20 protein-coding genes and 1 tRNA gene are annotated in these 21,375 nt (G+C 67.0%); 14 read left to right on the forward strand and 7 right to left on the reverse strand.

Annotated elements, in window-relative coordinates; translation table 11 throughout:
• The first annotated feature begins 5 nt into the window (after positions 1 to 5).
• The 4 genes from D472_RS0121750 (at position 6) to serS (ending at position 3,855) form a co-directional block, all read left to right on the forward strand.
• A complete protein-coding gene (locus tag D472_RS0121750; protein ID WP_017606562.1) occupies positions 6 to 854 on the forward strand; it encodes a glycosyltransferase family 2 protein in 849 nt (282 codons plus the stop codon).
• 42 nt (positions 855 to 896) lie between these two features.
• Positions 897 to 1,478, forward strand: a complete 582-nt coding sequence (locus tag D472_RS0121755; RefSeq protein WP_017606563.1) for a DUF4446 family protein — start codon at positions 897 to 899, stop codon at positions 1,476 to 1,478.
• Positions 1,479 to 1,516: 38 nt separating this feature from the next.
• Positions 1,517 to 2,464, forward strand: coding sequence for a prephenate dehydratase (pheA, locus tag D472_RS0121760; RefSeq protein ID WP_017606564.1), 948 nt, complete (start codon positions 1,517 to 1,519; stop codon positions 2,462 to 2,464).
• 107 nt (positions 2,465 to 2,571) lie between these two features.
• Positions 2,572 to 3,855: a serine--tRNA ligase gene (serS, locus tag D472_RS0121765; RefSeq protein ID WP_017606565.1), complete on the forward strand. Its 1,284-nt coding sequence runs from the start codon at positions 2,572 to 2,574 to the stop codon at positions 3,853 to 3,855.
• 70 nt (positions 3,856 to 3,925) lie between these two features.
• Here serS and D472_RS0121770 read toward each other — a convergent pair whose 3' ends face one another.
• Together D472_RS0121770 and D472_RS0121775 are read right to left on the reverse strand one after the other, a co-directional pair.
• Positions 3,926 to 4,474, reverse strand: a complete 549-nt coding sequence (locus tag D472_RS0121770; protein ID WP_017606566.1) for a bacterial proteasome activator family protein — start codon at positions 4,472 to 4,474, stop codon at positions 3,926 to 3,928.
• A 33-nt stretch (positions 4,475 to 4,507) separates the two neighbouring features.
• Entirely contained in the window at positions 4,508 to 5,476 is a 969-nt protein-coding gene (locus D472_RS0121775; protein WP_017606567.1) for an NAD(P)H-quinone oxidoreductase, read from the reverse strand.
• Between the two features lie 180 nt (positions 5,477 to 5,656).
• Between D472_RS0121775 and D472_RS27850 the strand changes: the two genes are divergently transcribed.
• The 3 genes from D472_RS27850 (at position 5,657) to D472_RS0121790 (ending at position 9,251) form a co-directional block, all read left to right on the forward strand.
• Positions 5,657 to 7,246: a nucleotide-binding protein gene (locus D472_RS27850; RefSeq protein WP_017606568.1), complete on the forward strand. Its 1,590-nt coding sequence runs from the start codon at positions 5,657 to 5,659 to the stop codon at positions 7,244 to 7,246.
• A 72-nt stretch (positions 7,247 to 7,318) separates the two neighbouring features.
• Positions 7,319 to 8,236: a universal stress protein gene (locus D472_RS0121785; RefSeq protein ID WP_026117956.1), complete on the forward strand. Its 918-nt coding sequence runs from the start codon at positions 7,319 to 7,321 to the stop codon at positions 8,234 to 8,236.
• A gap of 85 nt (positions 8,237 to 8,321) precedes the next feature.
• Complete coding sequence (locus D472_RS0121790) at positions 8,322 to 9,251, forward strand: universal stress protein (RefSeq protein WP_026117957.1); 930 nt, start codon at positions 8,322 to 8,324, stop codon at positions 9,249 to 9,251.
• A 113-nt stretch (positions 9,252 to 9,364) separates the two neighbouring features.
• Here D472_RS0121790 and D472_RS0121795 read toward each other — a convergent pair.
• Positions 9,365 to 9,456, reverse strand: a tRNA-Ser gene (locus D472_RS0121795).
• Positions 9,457 to 9,577: 121 nt separating this feature from the next.
• Here D472_RS0121795 and D472_RS0121800 point away from each other — a divergent pair.
• Positions 9,578 to 10,036, forward strand: a complete 459-nt coding sequence (locus D472_RS0121800) for a DUF4442 domain-containing protein (protein WP_017606571.1) — start codon at positions 9,578 to 9,580, stop codon at positions 10,034 to 10,036.
• A 97-nt stretch (positions 10,037 to 10,133) separates the two neighbouring features.
• Positions 10,134 to 11,276 (forward strand): DNA polymerase III subunit beta, encoded by a 1,143-nt coding sequence (gene dnaN, locus D472_RS0121805; protein ID WP_017606572.1) that lies wholly within the window; start codon positions 10,134 to 10,136, stop codon positions 11,274 to 11,276.
• Between the two features lie 212 nt (positions 11,277 to 11,488).
• Here dnaN and D472_RS0121810 read toward each other — a convergent pair whose 3' ends face one another.
• From D472_RS0121810 to D472_RS0121820, 3 genes are all read right to left on the reverse strand, one after another.
• The gene (locus D472_RS0121810; protein WP_017606573.1) at positions 11,489 to 12,301 is read right to left on the reverse strand and encodes a DUF2786 domain-containing protein; all 813 of its coding nucleotides are present in this window, start codon (positions 12,299 to 12,301) and stop codon (positions 11,489 to 11,491) included.
• 168 nt (positions 12,302 to 12,469) lie between these two features.
• Positions 12,470 to 12,907: a hypothetical protein gene (locus D472_RS0121815; RefSeq protein WP_017606574.1), complete on the reverse strand. Its 438-nt coding sequence runs from the start codon at positions 12,905 to 12,907 to the stop codon at positions 12,470 to 12,472.
• 198 nt (positions 12,908 to 13,105) lie between these two features.
• Positions 13,106 to 13,657: an NUDIX hydrolase gene (locus tag D472_RS0121820; RefSeq protein WP_017606575.1), complete on the reverse strand. Its 552-nt coding sequence runs from the start codon at positions 13,655 to 13,657 to the stop codon at positions 13,106 to 13,108.
• Between the two features lie 768 nt (positions 13,658 to 14,425).
• Here D472_RS0121820 and D472_RS28765 point away from each other — a divergent pair.
• Together D472_RS28765 and D472_RS0121830 are read left to right on the forward strand one after the other, a co-directional pair.
• A complete protein-coding gene (locus tag D472_RS28765; RefSeq protein ID WP_193373511.1) occupies positions 14,426 to 14,569 on the forward strand; it encodes a hypothetical protein in 144 nt (47 codons plus the stop codon).
• 122 nt (positions 14,570 to 14,691) lie between these two features.
• Entirely contained in the window at positions 14,692 to 17,682 is a 2,991-nt protein-coding gene (locus D472_RS0121830) for an AfsR/SARP family transcriptional regulator (RefSeq protein ID WP_239643024.1), read from the forward strand.
• On the opposite strand, the gene D472_RS0121835 is transcribed toward D472_RS0121830, so the two are convergent.
• Complete coding sequence (locus D472_RS0121835) at positions 17,679 to 18,494, reverse strand: oxygenase MpaB family protein (protein ID WP_017606578.1); 816 nt, start codon at positions 18,492 to 18,494, stop codon at positions 17,679 to 17,681. The two genes, D472_RS0121830 and D472_RS0121835, sit on opposite strands and share 4 nt — an antisense overlap.
• Before the next feature lie 473 nt (positions 18,495 to 18,967).
• On the opposite strand from D472_RS0121835, the gene D472_RS0121840 reads away from it, so the two are divergent.
• The 3 genes from D472_RS0121840 to D472_RS0121850 all read left to right on the forward strand — a co-directional run bounded on the left by D472_RS0121840 (position 18,968) and on the right by D472_RS0121850 (position 21,205).
• Positions 18,968 to 19,492: a lytic polysaccharide monooxygenase auxiliary activity family 9 protein gene (locus tag D472_RS0121840; protein WP_017606579.1), complete on the forward strand. Its 525-nt coding sequence runs from the start codon at positions 18,968 to 18,970 to the stop codon at positions 19,490 to 19,492.
• A gap of 419 nt (positions 19,493 to 19,911) precedes the next feature.
• Positions 19,912 to 20,463, forward strand: coding sequence for a hypothetical protein (locus D472_RS0121845; RefSeq protein ID WP_152448035.1), 552 nt, complete (start codon positions 19,912 to 19,914; stop codon positions 20,461 to 20,463).
• A 124-nt stretch (positions 20,464 to 20,587) separates the two neighbouring features.
• Positions 20,588 to 21,205, forward strand: coding sequence for a hypothetical protein (locus tag D472_RS0121850; RefSeq protein ID WP_033304427.1), 618 nt, complete (start codon positions 20,588 to 20,590; stop codon positions 21,203 to 21,205).
• Positions 21,206 to 21,375 lie beyond the last annotated feature (170 nt).

Consider the following 21,375-nt stretch of genomic DNA (forward strand, 5'->3'; position numbering starts at 1 on the left):
CGGCCATGCCTCAAGACCGGTACCGGCCCCACGGAGCGGCCGGTGCGGCGGTCGCCGTGGTGATTCCGGCCAAGGACGAGGCCGAACGCATCGGCGCCACCGTCGTCGCCGCACGAGGGCTGCCCGGGGTCGATCTGGTCATCGTGGTCGATGACGGCTCCTCCGACGCCACCGTGGACCTGGCCTTGGACGCGGGAGCGAGAGTCCTCCGGCACGGTCGCAACCGTGGTAAGGGCGCCGCGATGGAGACCGGTGCCGAGGGCGTTCGCCTGGTAGAGGAACACGAGGCGGCCGGTGGGACCGTGCGCACCCCGCGCCACCTGCTCTTCCTCGACGCCGACCTCGGCGGGAGCGCAGAGAGGGCGGGCCCGCTGATGACCCCGGTGCTGGAGGGCACCGCGGACATGTCCATCGCGTTGTTCCCCGCCACCCGTCTGCGCCTGGGTGGGCACGGATTCGTGGTCCGACTCGCCCGCGAGGGGGTGCACAGGGCCACCGGCTGGGAACCGGAGCAACCGTTGAACGGGCAGCGTTGCCTGACCCGGGCCGCCTACGAGGCGGCACGTCCACTCGCCCCCGGTTTCGGAGTGGAGACCGGGTTGAGCATCGACGTCCTGCGGGCGGGGTTTCGGGTGGTGGAGGTCGAAGTGCCTCTGGAGCATCGACCGACCGGGGCCGACCTGCGGGCGCAGACGCATCGTGCGCACCAGTTCGTCGATGTGGCTCGGGCGCTGGCCGCTAGGGAGCTGCGGCCCACGCTGCGTCGCTCCTGGGAGGGAGCGGTCCATGGTGTGCGGGAAGCCGGGGGGAAGCTCTCTCGGAAAGCCGGGCATATTACTCGTAAAAAACGCTGAGAGTAGCGTCGTGAACTCTCTGCGTGGCGATACGCTCGCGCTGTGTTCACTACATCCTTGGCTTTCATCGGACTGTTTCTCGGCCTGAGCGGCCTCCTTCTCGGCGGTCAAGCGTTCCTGCGCGCCCGCCTACTCCAAAGTGAGTACCAGGCCCTGGCCCGACGGGCACTCGCCGTCAACAGCGCCGGGGCCGACCCACAGGCGGTCCGGGACGTCGCCGTGCTGCACTACGACGCGTTGGAGGAGATGAGGGGAGCCCGCTCCTTCTCCCTCGCCCTGCTCAACAGTCACGGCGACGGTGTGGTGATCACTTCCATCAACGGGCGCACCGAAGCCCGCACCTACGCCAAGGTCGTCACCCGAGGAGAATCCGAGACGCTCAGCCCCGAGGAGCGTCGGGTGATAAGGACCGCACGTCTGGGTGACGGTATCGGAGCCTGTGACCTCGAAACCGATGCCGAGCCGGAGAAGGAACAGAGTGAAACCGATCCTTTGGAGAGGTGGGAGACAAAAGAGGAGAATCTGGTCTCCGTGGTCTCCGGAGCACAGGCACGACGGGATCCAGGCGATACCGAGCACGCCGACACCGAAGCCGGCCCGCCTGAACCTCGGACCGAACAATGACCACGAGCAGGGCACGGGCCCCGTATAGCCTGGATGGTATGCCCAACCGTTACGCCTACCTCGGCCCCGAGGGCACCTTCACCGAAGCCGCCCTGCGCGATCTACGGCCCGAGGCTCCCGCCGACGCCCGTGTCCCCTATGACGGGGTGGCCGCGGTCTTCGACGCCGTACGCGCCGGAGACGTGGACGGTGGCGTCGTTCCACTGGAGAACTCGGTCGAGGGCGGGGTCACCACCACCATCGCCGAACTCATCAACGGGGAACCCCTGCTCATCACCGGAGAGACGGCCGTTCCGGTCGAGTTCGCCCTCTTCACCCGACCCGGCACCGTGTTGGAGGACGTCAAAAGGGTGGCCACCCACCCCCACGCCCTCGCCCAATGCCGTGGTTGGCTCTCGCGACACCTGCCGGAGGCCGACCACCACACCGTCTCCTCCACCGCGGCCGCGGCCCGCGCGGTCTCCGAACCGGGGGCGCCCTACGACGCCGCGATCTGCGCCGTCATCGCCGGCGAGCGCTACGGCTTGCAGGCCCTGGCCACCGGAGTCGGTGACCGTTCCGACGCGGCCACCCGCTTCATCTACCTCAACCGGGCCGGGGCACTTCCCGAGCCCACCGGCGTCGATCTGACCTCCCTGGTCGCCTTCATCGCCGACGACCACCCCGGCGCGCTCATCGAGGTCCTCAACCAGTTCGCCGTGCGCGGCGTCAACCTCACCCGCCTGGAATCGCGCCCCACCGGTGACGGACTCGGCAGCTACTGCTTCTGCATCGACGCCGAGGGCCACGTCGCCGACGCACGCGTGGGCGAAGCCCTCATGGGTATCCGTCGGGTCTGCCGCGACGTCCGTTTCCTCGGGAGTTATCCGCGCCGTAGCCGGGCGACCGAACTCGATCCGCCGCTGCGGCCACGCGCCGCCACCGACGCGGACTTCGCCGAGGCCGAGCGCTGGCTCGCCCGCGTCCGATCCGGTGACATCGACTGAGGGCACGCGCCCCGACCGATGGAAGGGCGGCAAGTCATACCCGTTCGTGACGTGACCTTGCGTAAAGGATGTGAGGCACGGTGAGGGCGAGCGGTAACCTGCAAGACGTGATCGACCTTCGCGCCCTTCGAGAAGACCCCGAACGACTCCGTGCATCGCAGCGGGCCCGCGGCGAGGACCCAGCCGTCGCCGACCGGCTGCTCGACCTGGACACCAGTCGCCGTTCCGCGCTGACCCGTTTCGAAACGCTGCGCGCAGAGCAGAAGAGTGTGGGCAAGTCCGTCTCCAAGGCCTCCCCCGAGGAGCGTGAGGAGCTCCTCGCCAAGGCCAAGTCCCTGGCCGCGCGAGTCAAGGAGGCCGAGGCCGAGGCCGGCCGTCTGGGCGACGAGCTCGACGCGGCCCTGGCTCGTGTGCCCAACCTCGTGGAGGAGGGCGCACCAGAAGGCGGCGTCGACGACTTCGTGGTCCTGGAAACCGTGGGCGAGCCCCGCGACTTCGACTTCACCCCGCGCGACCATCTCGAACTGGGCGAGATGCTCGGCGCCATCGACATGGAGCGTGGCGCCAAGGTCTCCGGGGCCCGGTTCTACTTCCTCACCGGTGTGGGCGCTCAGCTGGAGCTGGCCCTGCTCAACATGGCGATGAACCAGGCCGTCGAAGCGGGCTTCACCCCGATGATCCCGCCGGTCCTGGTCAAGCCGGAGACCATGGAGGGCACCGGTTTCCTCGGTGAGCACTCCGACGAGGTCTACCACCTGCCCGACGACGACCTCTACCTCGTGGGAACCTCCGAGGTGGCCCTGGCCGGGTTCCACGCCGGGGAGATCCTGCCCGCCAACGCCCTGCCCCACCGTTACATCGGATGGTCCTCCTGCTTCCGTCGTGAGGCCGGGTCCTACGGTAAGGACACCCGAGGCATCATCCGCGTCCACCAGTTCAACAAGGTGGAGATGTTCGTCTACACCCACCCGGACCAGGCACACGAGGAGCACGAGCGGCTCCTGGCCTGGGAACGGCGGATGCTCGACAAGCTCGACCTGCCCTACCGCGTGGTGGACATCGCCGGAGGTGACCTGGGCACCAGCGCCGCCCGCAAGTACGACTGTGAAGCGTGGGTCCCCACTCAGGAGACCTACCGTGAGCTGACCTCGACCTCGAACTGCACCGAGTTCCAGGCCCGCCGCCTCAACGTCCGCTATCGGGACGCCGACGGTAAGCCCCGCTTCGCCGCCACCCTCAACGGCACGCTCGCCACCACCCGATGGATCGTCGCCATCCTGGAGAATCACCAGCGCGCGGACGGCTCCGTGGTGGTCCCCGAGGCACTGCGCCCCTACCTGGGCAAGGACGTCCTCGAACCGATCCAAGCGCCCCGAGGCCACAACGGGTGACACACCGCTCACGAACGGAGCCCGATCCCACCAGGATCGGGCTCCGTTCGTTCTCACGCGTGTTCGGGCATCACAGGTAGGGGCCGGATCCCATACTCGGTCGTTCCTGTTCACCGTCGACCCTGGGCCCTTGGGCCTGCAGGCCGCCCATCCCGCTCGGCAGTGCCTTGCGCATGTTCTCCAGCTGGGCGCGGGCCGCCATCTGCTGAGCGACCAAAGTGGTCTGAATGCCGTGGAACAAGCCCTCCAACCAACCCACCAGCTGAGCCTGAGCGATTCTCAGTTCGGCGTCACTGGGCGCCGAATCATCGGCGAACGGGAGGGTGAGCCGCTCCAGCTCCTCGATGAGCTCCGGAGCCAGGCCGTCCTCCAACTCCTTGATGGAGGACGTGTGGATCTCCTTCAACCGAGTGCGGCTGGCATCGTCCAAGGGCGCCGCCTTCACCTCGTCCAGGAGCTGACGGATCATGCTGCCGATCCGCATCACCTTGGCGGGCTGCTCCACCATGTCGGTGAGCGAGCGCTGCCCCTCCGCGCCTTCCTCGCCTTCGCCCTCGTGCTCGGAGCCGGCGCCCATCACCAGGACCTGGGCTTCCTTCTGGTCGTCTGTGCTGCTCATTGATCCCCTAGCTCGACTGTGTTCGGCACGCTGTCAACGGGAGAGAAGGATCTTGCCGGTGTGCGCGCTCGATTCCATGACTCGATGCGCCTCCGCCGCGTCCCGCAGGGGTAGTGTGCGGTCCACGACGGGGCGAATGCTTCCATCTTCCACCAACGGCCAAACCTGCTCCAGTACTCCCGAAACGATCATCGCCTTCTCCGGAGCCGGGCGGGAACGCAGGGTGGTCGCCTGAACGGAGAGTCGTTTGGCCAACATGCGTCCCAGGTCGATCTCGGAACGGCGTCCACCCATCAGACCGATGATCACCAGTCGACCGTTGGTGGCCAACGACCGCAGGTTCCCGTCCAGGTACGAACCGCCCATGATGTCGAGGACGAGGTCGGCTCCGCCCTCGGCGCGCACCCGTTCGGTGAAGTCCTCGGTCCGATAGTCGATGGTGATCTCCGCGCCCAGCTCGCGGCAGCGTTCCAGTTTCTCCCGGCTGCCGGCCGTGACCGCCACACGAGCGCCCAGAGCGCGTGCGAATTGGATCGCGAACGTGCCGATACCGCTGCCACCACCATGCACCAGGACGGTCTCACCGGCCTTCAGTCCGCCCACCATCACCAGGTTCGACCACACGGTGCAGGCCACCTCGGGCAGCGCCGCCGCCTCGACCAGGCCCACCCCCTCGGGGATCGGTAGAAGCTGACCGGCGGGGACGGCCACCCGCTCCGCGTAGCCGCCACCGGACAGCAGGGCACAGACCTGGTCGCCCACGGACCATCCCTCGACCCCGGGGCCGAGCTCGACGATGCTCCCAGAGCATTCCAGGCCGGGGTACTCGGAGGCTCCGGGCGGCGGGGGATAGGCTCCTTGGCGCTGGGACACGTCGGCACGGTTGACCGCCGTGGCCGCCACGTCCACCAAGACCTCACCCTCCTGGAGGATGGGATCGGGTACCTCGGACCAGGCCAAGACCTCGGGCCCGCCCGGTTCGGTGATTCGAATCGCGTGCATGGAGCCGACAGTACCCAGGCCGGGGGACGGCTACCTCATCGGTTTCGGGCCTGTTCAGCCGACCCCAAAGGATGCTTGGCTGGTTCTCACGGGTAAGAGAACCCTCGAGGGCAGATCCCGACACCTCCCGGCGGGAGTGCCTTCCTCCCGAGCAAGCCCCTTGACGCAGGAGAAACCCCGGTGGCACAGCACGAACACAACGGGCCAGGCACCGAGTCGGAGTCGCCGGACCACACCGAGTCGATCTGGCCGCCCGACGATGCCCAGGAGGAAACCGACGACCCGGCCACCGCGACCCCTCCGGGCCCGGAGGGGTTCACACCCACCCCTCGAGAACAGTGGTTCGGGGGTTTCGAGGGTGAGGCGCCTCCGCCTCCGCCGTACGCGCGACGACCCGAGGACGCCCCGTCACCGTTGCCCGGCGCTACCTTGGCCGCACCGGAACCGAAGTCGAAGCCGGGAAAGGGCGAGGTGACCCGCGACGAACCCGAGGAACCACGCAACGGTGCGGTCCGGCCCGTACCGGGGAACCGGCGTCCCGACGCCACACCTTGGCGTGAGGAGGAACCACGGATCCCGCCCCGCCCTTCTCCCACCGGGCGTGAGGAACGGGACCCACTCGGTCCACGCCGTGTACGTGGTGACTCCGACGTTCCCGAACCCGAGCAACTTCCACCTCTGGAGACCGAACGACCAGGTGAGACCTGGGAGGGTTCCAAGGAAGCGGGCGCCCCTTCATCGTCCGATCCCGAGCCTTCGGTGACCGCGACCTCGCCACGCGACCAGGAGAACGAGCCCGCCCCCCGGTCACCCGCTCGGCGTCCGGAGAACGAGCCCGGTGTGACCGCCGACGCGCTCAACGCCGCCACACTGGTCCGCAACCGGCGCCAAGGACCCAGCGGGGGATGGCGTCGGGTCGTCCACGGCGTGAGTCTCGGTCTGATCAACCCGGGCGAGTCCCCCAAGGTTCTGCGCGAACGCGAACTCGTCGCCCGGGCCTGTACCCCCGTCGCCACCGGACACCACCGGGTGGCGGTGCTCAGCCTCAAGGGTGGGGTCGGCAAGACCACCACCACCGTCGCCTTGGGCGCCACCCTCGCCTCCCTGCGCGGTGACCGGATCCTGGCCGTGGACGCCAACCCGGACCGGGGCACGCTTTCGGACAAGGTGCGACTGGAGACCGCGGCCACCATCCGTGACCTGCTCAACGAACGTCATCTGGTCTCCCGCTACGCTGACATCCGCGGGTTCACCTCACAGGCGCCCAGCCGGTTGGAGATCCTCGCCTCCGACCGTGACCCCGCCGTCTCAGAGGCCTTCAGCGACGAGGACTACCGTGAGGTCGCCCGCATCGTCGAGCACTTCTACTCGATCTGCATCACCGACTGCGGTACCGGGCTGTTGCACTCCGCCATGGGCGGTGTCCTCGGTCTCGCCGACCAGGTGGTCCTGGTCAGCTCGGCCTCCGTCGACGGGGCACGCAGCGCCAGCGCCACCCTCGACTGGCTCGAGGCGCACGGGCATGGTGCCCTCGTCGCCGGCGCCGTCGTGGTGCTGTCCATGGTGCGCTCCAACAGCAAGAGCAGTGTGGACCTCGACCGGCTGGAGGAGCACTTCGCCGGTCGTTGTCGGTCCGTGGTCCGAGTCCCCTGGGACGGCCACCTCGAAGAGGGCGCCGAGGTCGACCTGGACCGGCTCGCCCCCGCGACCAAGGACGCCTACCTCCAACTGGCCGCGAACGTGGGGGAGGCCTTCGCTCACCGTCGCTGAAACGGTGGGATGGGCCACCCTGGTTCATCGGCGTGGGACCAGGACAATGGAAGGGAGGACGAAGGGGTGGACATGAACGCACAGGAACGCCCACCGGCGGTCATCGTCGGGGTGGATGGAAGACCGGCGGCGCACGCGGCGCTGCTATGGGCCACGGAGGTGGCCGCCCGACGCGGTGAACGACTGCGTATCGTGCACGGTCTCGAAACACCGATGGTGACGGGTACCTACTCCGGGACGGAGCGCCATCAGGCCGATGAACGGGCTCGTGAAGCCGGTCGACGACTGCTCGACGAAAGCGTGGAACACGCCCGAGCCCTCAGACCCGAACTGGAGGTCGCCACCGTCCTGGCCTCCGAGGGCGCCCCGGAGGTCCTGCTCGACGAGGCCCGGCACGGGGACCTCATCGTCGTGGGTTCCCGAGGCCTGGGCGCGATCCGGGCCATCATGCTCGGTTCGGTGAGTGTACGGACCTCCGCGCACGCCCCATGTCCGGTCATCGTCGTCCCCGAAACGGCCACCCAACACCGAGGCAGGATCGTGGTCGGTGTGGACGGATCCGAGTCCTCCCGGCGTGCCTTGCGCTTCGCCCTGCGCCACGCGCTGCTCGTCGACGCCTCCGTGGAGGTGGTCAACAGCTGGGAGGTGCCACTCCCACAGGACTCCGAATCGCAGGCCACGGACGCCCGGTCGCTTCACGAGGAGGTGTTCGACCGCCAGTCCGAGGAGATCGTCGCCGGAGTCCTCGCGGAGGTCATCGACGACGAGACCGAGGACCTCGACATCTCCGCCGTTCGTATGCAGTCCGATCCCGTCAAGGCCCTGTTGGACGCCGGCCGGGAAGCGGAACTGATCGTGGTCGGCTCTCGTGGTCGGGGTGGTGTGCGCGGTCTGGTCATGGGTTCGACCAGTCAGGAGGTCCTGCGTCAGGCGCGGGTTCCCGTGGCGGTCCTACCCCCGCATTCCGAAGAAACAGGCCAAGGCCCCTAAAGGAAGGACCCTTTGTCCTGTCCGGCCTCGCATGAATTTGTTCTACTTGGGGAAGATGGTGACCAACGTTGAGGGGGGAGACCAGATGGCAGCCAAGCAGGAGCGGCAGAGCAAGGTCGTCGTAGGCGCCGATGGTTCGGAGCAGTCGAAGGCGGCGGTCGAGTGGGCGGCCGCCGAAGCCGTTCGTCGAGGTGTGCCTTTGCGCATCGTCCACGGTCTCGGGATGCCGCTCATCGTCTCGGCCTACGGTGGACCGGAACGTTTCCAGCCGACCAGTGAGATCTCCGAGCAGGCGGACGGCGTACTCGTGGCAGCCAAGGAGTTGGTCGAGAAGGTGCAACCCTCGGTCACCGTCGAAACCGTCACCGCCTTGGAGGAGGCGCCTTTGGCGCTGATCCGGCAGAGCCACCCCCATGACCTCTTGGTCGTGGGCTCTCGTGGCCTCGGTTCAGTGGCCTCCCTGTTCGTGGGCTCGGTCAGTATTCGCGTCGCGGCCCAGGCCCCGTGCCCCGTCGTCGTGGTGCCCTCCGAGAACGGTGAACCCACCACGACCAAGCTCGGCAGCCTGGTCGTGGGTGTGGACGACTCCAAGAACGCCCGACGCGCCCTGAACCTGGCCGTGGACCTGGCGTCCGAGACCGGAGGGGAGCTCACCGTCGTCAACAGCTGGGAGGTGCCCTTCCCCTACGATCCGGTCGCCATGACCGCGGCGGGCTACCAGCCCCAGGACGATATCTTCGAGAAGAATTCCGAGGCGCTGGTGACCGAGCTCCTCGACGAGGTCATGGAAGACCGGGGCGAGGACACCGACATCGAGGTCTCCATCGTTCGTGCCCAGGCCAATCCGGTCGACGCCCTGCTGGGAGCGGCTGTCGAGGCGGACGCCATCGTCGTCGGCTCCCGAGGTCGGGGCAGTGTTCGAGGATTGCTGCTCGGTTCCGTCAGCCAAGGGGTGCTGCACCGCTCCAGGGTCCCCGTGGTGGTACTCCCCAAACACGCCGAAGAGGACGATTAGGCCCGAAGGGTCGAAGGCCCGGCCGAAAGGTCGGGTCTTCTTCTTGCTTCGGCGCCGAGGCGGGAGCCGGCAACGAAGAAGGGGACCACCTGCCTACTCATCAGGTGGTCCCCTGGCGGAGGGTGTGGGATTTGAACCCACGAAGCCCCGTCAAGGACTTGGTGCTTTTCAAGAGCACTGCACTCGGCCGCTATGCGAACCCTCCAGGGGGAGAGGTCCCCTCTCACGTCAGACATGGTAACCCACGGAGGCGGGTGGGGCGCGGGGTGGCCGAGAACGGATGACACCTATGATTACCCGTGAGTAACATGTCTGCCATGCAGAAAATGGACGCCGAGACGGCGGAGTTCGTCAAGTCCGGGTTCCTCGCGACGGTCCCCTTCGCACGCCATCTCGGGCTCGAGTTCGTCGACGTGGAGCACGGGCGTGTGATCATGCGCCTGCCGGAGAACCCGGACCACCACAACCACGTGGGCGGACCGCACACGGGCGCCATGTTCACCCTGGCCGAGTCCGCCTCGGGCGCCATCGTCATCGGTGACTTCGTCGACCAACTGGATCGAGCCGTGCCGTTCCCCGCTCGCGTCGAGGTGGACTTCTTGGAGATCGCCTTGGGCGTGGTCACGGCGGAGGCCACCCTGGGGCGTGCGCGAGAGGAGGTCGTCGCCGAACTGGATGCCGGTAAGCGTCCTGAATTCCCCATCGAGGTGGAGATGCGCACCGAGGACGGCACCCTCACCGGCAGGATGACCGTCACGTGGACGCTTCGGCCCGGACGGAAGTAACCCTTCCCAAAGGCCCGCTCGAATGTCGTTACCTCTGGGTACGTTGACCTGGAAGAAGGATCGGGTCGACTGAGGAGGCCGTGCGGTGAGACTACGAGTGGATCGCGACGCGTTCGCGGAGGCGGTCTCCTGGACCGCGCGGGCGCTACCCACCAGGCCCGCGGTGCCCGTGCTCGCGGGAATGCGCATGGAGGTCTCCGCCGACGGTGACACGCTGAACATGTCCGGCTTCGACTACGAGGTCTCCACCCGGGCCTCGGTGGAAGTCCTCTCCGAGGAATCCGGGGCGGTGCTGGTCCCCGGGCGTTTGTTGGCGGAGATCGTCAACAACCTGCCCTCGGGTTCGGTGTACATCGACACCGACGGGCCCAAAGTGAAGGTGAGCGGGGGCGCGGCCCGGTTCACACTCATCACCATGCCCCTGGAGGACTACCCGAGCCTGCCGGGTATGCCGGGGACGATCGGTTCGGTGGCGGCGGGCGGCTTCGGTACGGCGGTACGGCAGGTGGCCCCGGCGGCGAGCAAGGACGACACCCTGCCGATGCTCACCGGCGCCTACCTAGGCTTCTCCGGGGAGACGTTGAAGGTGGTGGCCACCGACCGCTACCGGATCGCGGTGCGTGAGTTGTGGTGGCGGCCGGAGGATCCCGGGGTGGACTTGTCCGCGCTGGTCCCCGCACGGACCCTGGCCAATACGGTGCGCGGGCTGATAAGCCGGTCCAACGTGGACATCGCCTTGTCCACGGACGTGGTGGGGCAGGGTGTGAACCTCTCTCCGGGCGAGGGCATGATCGGCTTCGCCAACGGTGAGCGACGGACCACCACCCGACTGATCGACAGTGACTTCGTCAAGTACGCCTCCTGGTTCCCCACCGAGTTCAACGGACGGGCGGAGGTCGCGGTGACTCCGCTGCTGGAGGCGATCAAGCGGGTCGCTTTGGTGGCGGACCGAAACACGCCGCTCCGGCTGGCGTTCACGGAGGGTGAGGTCGTTCTGGAGGCCGGTTCGGGTGAGGACGCCCAAGCGGTGGAGGCCATCGAGGTGGGCTACGAGGGGGACCCCCTGCGGGTGGCGTTCAAGCCCGACTACCTGGTCGACGGGCTCACGGCGGTGGAGACGACCACCGCACACCTGAACTTCACCGAACCGACGAAACCCGCCGTGTTCACAGATGTGCCGGCCAAGAAGGGGGAGGAACCCTCCTTCCGTTACTTGGTCCAGCCTTTGCGTAGCGCCTGACCAGCCGTTTCACGGCTTCTGGGGAAGTTGTACACAGGTCTGTCCACAAGTTATCCACAGGTCGTCTCGACAGCCTGTGGATAACCCGGGGTGATCAGACCTTCCACGGTCGTGAAGCGCCTCCCGAACCGGCGCATATTTCCGCTGTGACATGGGAAAACGCTGCGCCTGGGGATTCTGTGCACATCCTGTGGATAACTCTGGTCGAAGAGCTATTCCCCTTCGGCCAGAGCGGACGTCCCACCCCTGGTCACCGGAGTTTCCAGACCCAGTTCCGCCTGGTGCCCACGGCGGTATCCGGCCCGGTGGCCGGCGGCGCTATGAGTACGCTCCGGGCGGTGTTTGCGCAACTGTGGGAACTGCTTGTGGAACTCTTCGTTCACCCGATGCACATCGTCGCGTAGAACCAGATCGGCGGCGCGGGCGGAACCACTCCCGTCACTTTCGGTGACCCTGGAGGTGTCGGTTTCGGATGAGGCCATTCTCTGAAGACGGGCACGGAACTCACGAATGCGTTCGGCCACCGCCTGCCCATACGCACGGACGAAGGAACGGTAGTAACGCTTACGCTCGGTCTCCAGTTCCGACCGCGTGTAGTTGCGCAACTCCCGAATGTCGGAGACGTGCGCCGAACTCATGAACCTGGCCGACGCTTCCATCTGCATGGAGATCGACGGCAGGAGCATTCGCAGCGCTTCCAGGGCGTTGACCGTGCCCACCAGGATGATGGTCCGTTCGGTGTTCTCGGAGGTGTTGCCACGCACCGCGGATTGACAGCCATAGGCCGCGGCGATATCGGCCAGGGCCCGGACCCGTGCCTTGCCGTGGCCGCCCACACCGGAAACGGTGTAGTCCATGCGGCTGATCGAATCCGGCTCCTCGCCCCTCTCGGCGCGGGCCTCGGCCTCGGCGATCGCGTGGCGGGTCATCAGCTCTGCGGCCTTGGCGGTGAACGCCTGGCTCTCGGCATCGGTGACCGCGGGATCCTCCGCCATGCGCAGGAGCCCGCGGACCCGCTCGACCATCTTCTGACGAGCAGCTTCAGTCATCGGCGCCGGTTGTCTCCCCTAGGTGAGTGTCTTGATCCGCCTCGGGCGGAAACAACGAGCCTAATCCCTGTTGTTCCCCGCGATGGCCGCAAGAGCCCCGGGAATCACTCGCGGGCGACCGATCACGACCGCTGATCGGAAGGATCAGTTCTTGCCGCCCGCGACCGCGGCGACGACCCCGATGATCAGCCACAACACCAGACCCACGCCCAGGCCGGCGAAGGCGGCGCCGAACAGCCCGCTGAAGATCGCGAAGCTGCCGATCACGGAACCGATGTAGCTGATGATGGCGGTGGCGCCGCCGGCGAACATGGCCGGGGCGGCCGCGTAACGGAACGGGTAGGAGGCGGCCCAGCGGCGACCCCGGCGGTCACCCTTCTTGCTCAGCACACCGCCGATCCCACCGATCAGGGCGAAGAAGAAGATTCCGGTCGTGACCGCACCGGGGATTCCGGCCAAACCGAAGTTCATCAGGAACGAAAGGGCGGCGGCCACGGAACCGCCCACGACCGAGGCTCCCCACGGCCAGATCATCGTCGCCGAGGCGACGGGAGTGAATGCGTTACCGCGCTCCAGCGTCATGTTCACAGCTCCAGTCGATTCGCGTGGCCTCCGCGCACCGCGGGACCCTCCCCTCCAGGATGGGGGGTCGGGGCGTCCCACACATCAGGGCTCGTCCCTGACTTACCCCGGAGGTGGCGCCCCGGCACCCGACACACGGGGAAAGACGGTACGGAACCATCCGAACCCGTGCACGAAGTACCGCTGAAGGATCAACGATCAAACGTCCGCGGAAGTGCCCGGGGTTCCGTTCTTCCCGAGGCCCACGTCACCGAATGTCTCCCTTGTCGACCCGAACCCGTCCACCCGGGACAGGTCGGCGTGCAGGCGGGGCCAAGCCGAGCGGAACGCCGGGAGCAGGGGAAGCGATTCGGTGGTGGCCAGCGGCACCCACTTGATCTCCTTGCTCTCGGCGTTGCCCGGACGGAAGGGTGTCAGGGCGGGGAGGCGCAGAAGGAAGGTGTCGTAACGCCATACGGACAGGTCGTGTTCGTGGCGGGACAGCACCGTGTAGTCCGCGAGATCCCCCGCGACCTCCTCTCGGAACTCCCGGATGGCCGCCTCCAACGGGGTCTCGTCCCGGTTGCGGGCCCCGCCGGGGATGCCCCAGGTGTCTCCCATGTGAGTCCACCCGGCACGGTGCTGGAGCAGCACGTGGCCGGAACCGGCCGTGTCGGTGGCGTACAACAACAACCCGGCGGCACCGTACAGCCCCCACCTCTTGGAGCCGTCGGGTAGTTCCACCCAACCGTTTCCGTCGCCTTCCTGCATCAGGACCTCCGATCAGCCCGGTCGCCTCGCACGCGCGGCCGCTCGCCGCGCGCCTGTGAACAACGGGGCCTTGGTCGCGAACCCCGCTGATCTCTTGAACCTACGGTCCCCTCGACCTCTTCCGCAGCCCTGTGGCTCGGTCTGGACACCGGACCCGGGGCGTGGCCACTGGACGCCCCCGCTGGGCGCGGGCATGGTGGAGCGCGAGACGCGAGTCGCAGGGACGAAGTGGCGCCCGGTCCCTGAAACGACCGGAGGCGGTCGGGCCACTTCTGGACGACATGGCCGAATCAGGAAACCGTAGATGGTGTCTCAGCGTTCTCTCGCCTTGGTCCCGAAGCCTTCGGGAAACGACGATCGATTCGACCTTTCGGGATGAAACCGATCGTGCGTGTTCGGCTACCCAAGGTATGGAAGTGGGGGAGGGGCGAACGCAAACAGGCCAGAAGTCGACAATGGGTGTGCGCGGTGCGACCCTGAGTTTTTATTTCTGGGTTGAAAGTGCCTTGTAAGCGCCGCACAAGAGGGTCTTTCTAGTGTGAAGTCCGTTCGTTGGTCGCGGTGCCGGCAAGAGGACGGCTTGCCGGAGTCACGCCGATCCGACGACGGGTTCGGACACAGGCCATCCGTGGTGGTCCCCAGGCGGAGGGCACCACGGATGGCGGTTCCGTCGGAGGGGCGGTGAGTCCCGTGAGACTTCGTAGACGACGTAGGGCGACCCTACGGCTCTACACGAGTGCGGTGAGAAAGGGAATTCGAGTGCCGAAGATGTTGACAGTGGAAGAAGAGTTCGAGGCGATCATCTCGGGTGTGGACCACGAGGCCAAGATGCGGCCTTTGGAGGACCCTGAGCCCAAGGAGGGTGTCCCCGCGGAGAAGGAGAACAAGCCCGTGGAAAAGGAAGAGAAGTAGAACACCCTCTTCATTGGGCCGAGTGAACCGAGTATTGCCGGAGGGGGCTCGGTTCACTCGGCTCTTCGGTGACTCCAAAGGGCATACCGGGCTTGCTAGGGTGGCTCGTTGTGGAGTTCGGCTTGCTTGGCCCCATCGCCGCGTGGTCCGACGGACGTTCCCTTCCCGTGGGTGGACCACGCCAACGCTGTGTTCTGGGCGTTCTGCTGGTCCACGTGGGCCGAGAGGTCACCTTCGACCAATTGATCGGTTACCTGTGGAGCGATGACCCGCCCAGAACCGCGCGTTCGGTGATTCAGGTCCAGATCTCCCACCTGCGCCGAGCCTTTCCCGAGATGATCAGGACCACCTCCGGCGGTTACCTGGCCGACATCGAACCCGACCAAGTCGACCTGCACCGCTTTCGTCGGCTGCGCTCCGAAGCGGAACGAGAACCGCCGGAGAAAGCCGTCGAGAACCTCTCCGCAGCACTCGGATACTGGCGCGGCATCCCCTTTTCCGGGGTGGGATCGGAGCACCTCTACTACTCACTCGTCTCGCCGCTGCTGGAGGAACGTTGGAACGCGGTGGCGGAATGGGCGGATCACGCGCTCTTCTTGGGGCGCGCCCGTGAGGTCGTCTCCTACCTGACCCCCATCGCTCGTGCCGAACCGATGCGGGAGCGCATCCACCAGTTGCTCATCACCGCTCTATGGCACAGCGGTGAAAGGGCCAAGGCGCTCGCGACGTATGAGGAGCTCCGTTCCCACCTGTCCGAAGAACTCGGTGTGGACCCCGGACCGGACCTGGGCGCACTGCACGCCCGGATCCTGCGTTCCGACCGGCCCTCCGACACCCCTCCCCAGGGAGTGTCACCGGTCATGTCCCAAACGAGTGAGGCCCCCTTCGTCGTTCGTAACGACCTACCTCGGGACATCCCCGACTTCAGTGGCCGGTCCGACTCCTTCGCCCAGCTCCTGGACCTGTCCGTGGTGGACGACAAACGCGCCAAGATCTGTGTGATCACCGGTAGTGGGGGTGTGGGGAAGACGACCATCGCGGTTCGGGCGGGGCACGAGCTCGCCGACCACTACGCCGATGGGCAACTGTTCATCGACCTGTACGGCTACGCGGTGAACAAGGACCCCCTCGACCCCTCCTCCGCCCTGGGCGCCTTGCTGCGAGCGATCGGTGCGTCCCCCGAGGAGATCCCCGAAGAGCTGGACGAGCGCTCGGCCTTGTGGCGAGCCAGGCTCATGGGCAAGCGTCTCCTCCTGGTCCTGGACAACGCCGTCAGCTACGCCCAGGTGAGCCCCCTCCTGACGTCCTCCCCGGGTTCCCTCACCCTGATCACCTCGCGTAACGACCTTTCGGGACTCAGCGGCGCCAAGCACCTCAACCTGGGAGTCCTCGAGGAGGACTCCTCATTGGAGCTCTTCGCGCAGATCCTCGGCGAAGACCGGGTGGAGGCGGAACCGGAGGAAGCCACTGAGGTCGTGCGGCTCTGCGGCGGTCTTCCACTCGCTCTCAGGGTGATCGGCGCACGCATGCTCAGCCGACCCCGGTGGACCTTCGCCCACGTCGTTCGCAGACTGAGCGACCAGAGTCGTCAGTTCCAGGAATTGCGTGTGGACGGCCAGAGCGTCGAGTCCGTGATCGATCTGTCCTACCGCAGTCTCACCCCGGACCTGCACACCGCGTTCCTCCTCCTGAGCGGCTCCTTCGGGCGCAGCGTCGACCTTCATGGCGCCGCCGCGCTGATGGGCCTGCCACCCGAGGACGCGGACGATCTGTTGCAGGAACTCGTCGGCGTCTGTCTGTTGGACGAACCGCACGCGGACGTGTACCGGTTCCACGACCTCATCCATGCCTTCGCGACCCAACGAGCCCGAAACGACATCGGGTCGATCGAGTACGAACGGGCCCGAGAGGCGCACGCGGAGTACTTCACCGAGACCACGGACCGAGCCGCCGAGTTCCTCGGGAGGTCCGTGGCCGACGATGGACGGCCACGGACCTCCCGATACGAGGCTCCCCTGAGCAGTCGTGAGGAGGCGGAGGAATGGTTCGAACTCCATCAGGAGGACATCACCGAGGTGGTCGAGTACTTCGCCACTCGTGGGCGAGGTGACGAAGCCTGGCGCATCGCCGACTCGGCCTGGAAGTTCTACGCCATCAGAGGCAGGACCGGCCTGCTCCTCTCCCTGCATGAACGTGCCCTGGCGGCCAACGACGGCAGCGGGCACGAACGGGGACGGGCGGTCACCCTCATCGGTATGGGGATCGCCTACTACATCGAGGGGAGCTTCGATCGGGCGTTGGAGATGCTGACCGATGCCAGGGACTCCCTGGAAGCGGTGGGCGATGAGTGGGGGATGGTCCGGGCACTGTCCAACCTGGCGATGGTCTACGAGCGGGTCGGAAGGTTCCGTGAGGCCGCGGCGATGATCGAGGAACTACTCGACCACGACCTCACCTTGGCCGACCCCAACGTCGCGGCCGTGCAGTGGGGCAACCTGGCGGTCCTGCGCCAGATGCTGGGTGAGCACGAGGAGGCACTGCGCTGCGCCGAATCCGCCCTTCGGATCGGGGAAGGGGCGTCGGAGGAGGAGGGACGCGCCTACGTCAAGCGCGTCATGGGCGAGGCCCGCGCCGGATTGGGGGACCTGCGGGGCGGCTTCGCCGATCTGAACGAGTCCTTGGAGATCTCACTGCGCCTGCGACTGGTCAGCACCCAGATCTACGCGTACAACTCACTGGGCGTCGTGCATCGGAACGCGGGGGAACTGGACGAGGCGGTCCTCGCCCATGAGAAGGCGTTGGAGTTGGCGGAGGAATCCGGGGATCGCAGTGGTGACGCGGAGATCCTCGTGGAACTCGGGGCCACCCTCGCCGTGGACCATCGGCTCGACGAGGCGGTGAGAACCCTGGAGAAGGCATGGGGCATCGCGGCCGAACGCAACGAGCGGTACATGGCGGCTCGAGCCGAACTCTGCCTGGGGCTTTTGCCGGAGTCGGTGATGAAGGTCGACCGAGGACGCGCATTGCTCACCAACGCACTCGGTACCTTCGAGGAACTCGACCTCCCCGAAGCCGAGCAGGCCCGTGAGGCGTTACGGAAGCTGGACGGTTAGGCGACCCGGGTTCGTTTCCTCCCCGTCCGCCGGGGGCTCTTCCAGCCCCCGTGGCGGCGCATCGAACGCAGGTACAGCTTCGCGGGCAGGGTCCTGACGGGGCGGGGGATCCTCGGATACACGACCCTGGTCACCCGCGTCAACCGGTCGAATCCGCGCTGTTTGGCCGGTGACCAGGGGATACCGAACTCTCGCCGCAGCTCCGGCGGCAGCAGCCCACCGGTGAGGAACCGCTGGGTCAGGGTGAGCGGCCACAACACCCGCTTCTTCGGCCGGAACAACTCATCGGCCAGACCACGGGCGGCACCCTCGACCCTCAACCGCGCGTACGCACCGCTCCAGTACTCGTCGAACTCCCTCGGGGTCGCGGGCCATTCCTCCTCCGGCAGGCCCAGCGCGGTGGCGTACACCGAGGACTCCCGCAGGAAGCGGTACCGCTCCTGAGGGGAGAGGTCTCCGATGACCAGTTCGTACAGCCGTTCACCCGAGTGGTACAGGGTCGCACCCACCCACAGCAGCAGCTCGGGGTCGAGCGCGTCGTATCCGGGTCCGCGTACCTTGCGGTGCATCGCGCGCACGATGGCCTGGACCCGGTCGCGTTCCTCCTCGGTGCCCAGAGCCATCCCATAGACGTAGTACAGGGTGCCGCGCAGTCGATCCAGGGGGCGAGAGGCGAAGTCGCTGTGTTCGGACACGCCTCGGGCGACGGAGGGGTGGGCGATCTGGAGCAGGACCGCGTAACCGGCCCCGAGCAGGAGGGCGGCCTCCGCGTTGATCCGACCCAGCGTGGATCCATCGGACGATCGGTCCATGTCTGGATGGTAGGCCAGAACGGTGTCCCGTAAACCACGACGTGCTCCCGCGTGCGGAGTCCACTCGGGCGAGTGGAAGCAGGGTAAGAGGACTGTCACCTGAAGGTGAGGTCTGCTCGAACCCGCCCACGGTCGGCCCCTGGATTCGTCCATCGCGGGCCAGACCGGAACCTAATCTGGAAGGTGTATTTCCAGTTCGAGTGCGCACCTGGACCGGAGCCCATCAGTACCAGTGTCCCGTAACACCGACCCCGAATCCCGCCACCGGTACGCAACGCACACCCTTCCCCCGCTTTCCGGGATCTTGACGGACGGTGACTCCCTCTTTACGGTCTTCGACACCGGGTGGGGAATCCGAAACCCACGGAAATAACCGGCCGTGGACGCCTCCGCCCGACCCCCTGGACCGGTGACGGTCCGGGTCACCCCGCTACGGCCCCTCGGGGCCGTGACCCACAGGAAGGGCACGATTCATGACCCTGCGCAGCAAGATCCGCTCGACCGCGGCCGTCGCCGCCGGAACCGCCCTGATCTTCGGCCTCATGCCGGCGGGCACCGCCAGTGCCCATGGCTACGTCTCCGACCCGCCCAGTCGCCAGACCCAGTGCGCCGCCGGCGTGGTCCAGTGCGGCTCCATCCAGTGGGAACCGCAGAGCGTCGAGGGCCCCAAGGGTCTGATGGAGTGCGCCGGAGGCAATGAGCGCTTCGCCGAGCTCAACGACGACGACTACGGCTGGGACGTCACCCCCGTCGGCACCACCGCCACCTTCGAGTGGATCATCACCGCCGCCCACGCCACCGCCGAGTGGGAGTACTTCATCGACGGGCAGCTGATCGACAGCTTCGACGAGGGCGGTGCCCAGCCGCCGAACAACTTCTCCCACCAGGTCGACCTGTCCGGGTACAGCGGTGAGCACACCGTCCTGGCCCGCTGGAACGTCGCCGACACCGCCAACGCGTTCTACGCCTGCGTCGACGTCAACATCGGCGCCCTGTAGTCCGGCCCTCCGGCCCGGTCCTCCCCTGGATCGGGCCGGTATGCGTCCTTTGTTGCTTCGTAGGGGTAATCATCCGTTCGTCCCCCCATCATGGGAACATGCGTTGAGTACGGACTCGACTACTTTCGGAAAGACCCCTACGCATGGGACACCCTTACCCCCCGCCCGGACAGCCTCATCCAGGCCGACCCTCCTTCTCAGGACAGCCGAGTCCCTCCCCACACCAGGCTCCCCCCGGGCAGCCCGGACACCCTCCGCAACCTCCGCCCCCGCCCGGCCACCCGACACCGTCCCCGCCCCCGGCGCCGGGAGGTGGTCCTCGTACGGGGACCACCATCGCGCTCACCGCCACGGCGACCCTGGCGATCGCCGGCGTCCTCACCTGGACCGTGGTCTTCGCCTACGGTTCCTCCTCTGGCGTGAACACCGCCCAAGGTCTGCCCACCGACGACCCGTGCGCCTCCATCAGCGAGCAGACCCTCACCGACCTGGACGCCGAACCCTCCTCCTGGACCACCGGCGAGTACACCAATGGGTGCAGGTGGGAAGTCTCGATCGCGGGGGAGGACGGGGTCCCCCTGGCCTTCGACCGGGCCGTGGCCTTCGCGGAGGCGGACGCCGACAGGCTGGAGGACGTCGCCGGTGACGAGGAGGAGGTACCGCGCGATACCGATGAGCTCTATGACTACACCGTCGAGGGAGCCGACAGGGTCTACATCGACCTGCAGGAGGAGGGGTACTCCGACAGTCGGGACCGCTCCCTTTCCTATGGGGACGAGAGCACGCTCATCCTTCACGACGTCAACTACGGCTACACCGACGACCGGGTGAATCAGAGCGTGACCCTCGTCGTTCGGGAGGGCGACCTCGTGAGCAGGATTTCCTTCGACCTGAGCGGTGACACCCCCGCGATCGACATCGACGAGGCCGAGAGCCTGATCACCAGGGTCGCCGACGATGTCTTCGGTTGATCGGCGACCTTTCCCTCCCAGACCCTCAGGCCATGCTCGGAACAGGAGATCCGCCGTGTACCACGGTCCGACACAGCAGTTTCCCCCACCCGCCCCCGTAGCCCCTCGTCGTACCGGGCGCACCGTGGGGATCACCATCGCGGTGACCCTGGGCGTGTACGCGTTGGTGGTGGGGGTCGCCGGAGCGGTGATCGCCGGGACCGGAGCGAGAAACACCGTGGGCCCCGAGGTCGAAGGACTGCCCACCGAGCCGTGTTCGGCGGCGAGCGGCTCCCAACTCGGCTCCTTGTCCGCGATGGTGGCGACCGCCTCCTTCTCCGAGGTCGGTTCCAGTTGCCAGTGGTACGTCGAGTACTCGGATGGGACCCAGGGCACGCTGTCCGTGCGTTACCGGATTCCCACGGATGACGATCGTGAACCGCTTCGTGGTGAGTCGAACGCCCAGGACCAGTACGCGGAAGAGGCCGACGCCCTGCGCGATGGAGAGGACGGCGAGTACTGGACGCAGGAGATCTTGGAAGTCCGCGACCTCGATCTCGGCGACGAGTCGGTGGTCTCCCACTACCGGACGGGAAGCGGCGAGCTGAACAGCCAGGCCGAGGTGCTGGTACGGTCCGGCGGCGTGCTGGTCTCCGTCCAGACCACCGAACTCTGGGAGCAGGCTTCGGGCCGAGCCGATTTCACCGAGGACGAGGAAACGCTCATCGCCATCGCCGAGAACGCGCTCACCTTGGTGGAGTGAGCGGTGACCCGGAAACGACGAAGGCCGGTCCCATGGAACCGGCCTTCGTGCTGGTCAGGGGTGGTGGTCGTGCTGCCCCGTGAGTACTCGCGTGGTTCCCTCGCACGGTTTTGCCATATTTTGAGGCTATTGTCGGCGCAGCTGCGTCGGATCAACCGTGGGAAGGGCAC

Origin of the sequence: Nocardiopsis alkaliphila YIM 80379 (assembly GCF_000341005.1) — a bacterium.
Classification (GTDB): domain Bacteria; phylum Actinomycetota; class Actinomycetes; order Streptosporangiales; family Streptosporangiaceae; genus Nocardiopsis; species Nocardiopsis alkaliphila.

What these genes read in the sequence shown, in the direction of transcription:
- pheA (WP_017606564.1), top strand. Translation starts at nt 1,517, where the DNA reads ATGCCCAACCGTTACGCCTACCTCGGCCCCGAGGGCACCTTCACCGAA.
- D472_RS0121810 (WP_017606573.1), bottom strand. Translation starts at nt 12,301, where the DNA reads ATGGTCGAGCGGGTCCGCGGGCTCCTGCGCATGGCGGAGGATCCCGCG.
- D472_RS0121800 (WP_017606571.1), top strand. Translation starts at nt 9,578, where the DNA reads ATGGACGCCGAGACGGCGGAGTTCGTCAAGTCCGGGTTCCTCGCGACG.
- D472_RS0121775 (WP_017606567.1), bottom strand. Translation starts at nt 5,476, where the DNA reads ATGCACGCGATTCGAATCACCGAACCGGGCGGGCCCGAGGTCTTGGCC.
- D472_RS0121815 (WP_017606574.1), bottom strand. Translation starts at nt 12,907, where the DNA reads ATGACGCTGGAGCGCGGTAACGCATTCACTCCCGTCGCCTCGGCGACG.
- D472_RS0121840 (WP_017606579.1), top strand. Translation starts at nt 18,968, where the DNA reads ATGACCCTGCGCAGCAAGATCCGCTCGACCGCGGCCGTCGCCGCCGGA.
- D472_RS0121785 (WP_026117956.1), top strand. Translation starts at nt 7,319, where the DNA reads ATGAACGCACAGGAACGCCCACCGGCGGTCATCGTCGGGGTGGATGGA.
- D472_RS0121790 (WP_026117957.1), top strand. Translation starts at nt 8,322, where the DNA reads ATGGCAGCCAAGCAGGAGCGGCAGAGCAAGGTCGTCGTAGGCGCCGAT.
- D472_RS28765 (WP_193373511.1), top strand. Translation starts at nt 14,426, where the DNA reads ATGTTGACAGTGGAAGAAGAGTTCGAGGCGATCATCTCGGGTGTGGAC.
- D472_RS0121770 (WP_017606566.1), bottom strand. Translation starts at nt 4,474, where the DNA reads ATGAGCAGCACAGACGACCAGAAGGAAGCCCAGGTCCTGGTGATGGGC.
- D472_RS0121835 (WP_017606578.1), bottom strand. Translation starts at nt 18,494, where the DNA reads ATGGACCGATCGTCCGATGGATCCACGCTGGGTCGGATCAACGCGGAG.
- D472_RS0121750 (WP_017606562.1), top strand. Translation starts at nt 6, where the DNA reads ATGCCTCAAGACCGGTACCGGCCCCACGGAGCGGCCGGTGCGGCGGTC.
- D472_RS0121820 (WP_017606575.1), bottom strand. Translation starts at nt 13,657, where the DNA reads ATGCAGGAAGGCGACGGAAACGGTTGGGTGGAACTACCCGACGGCTCC.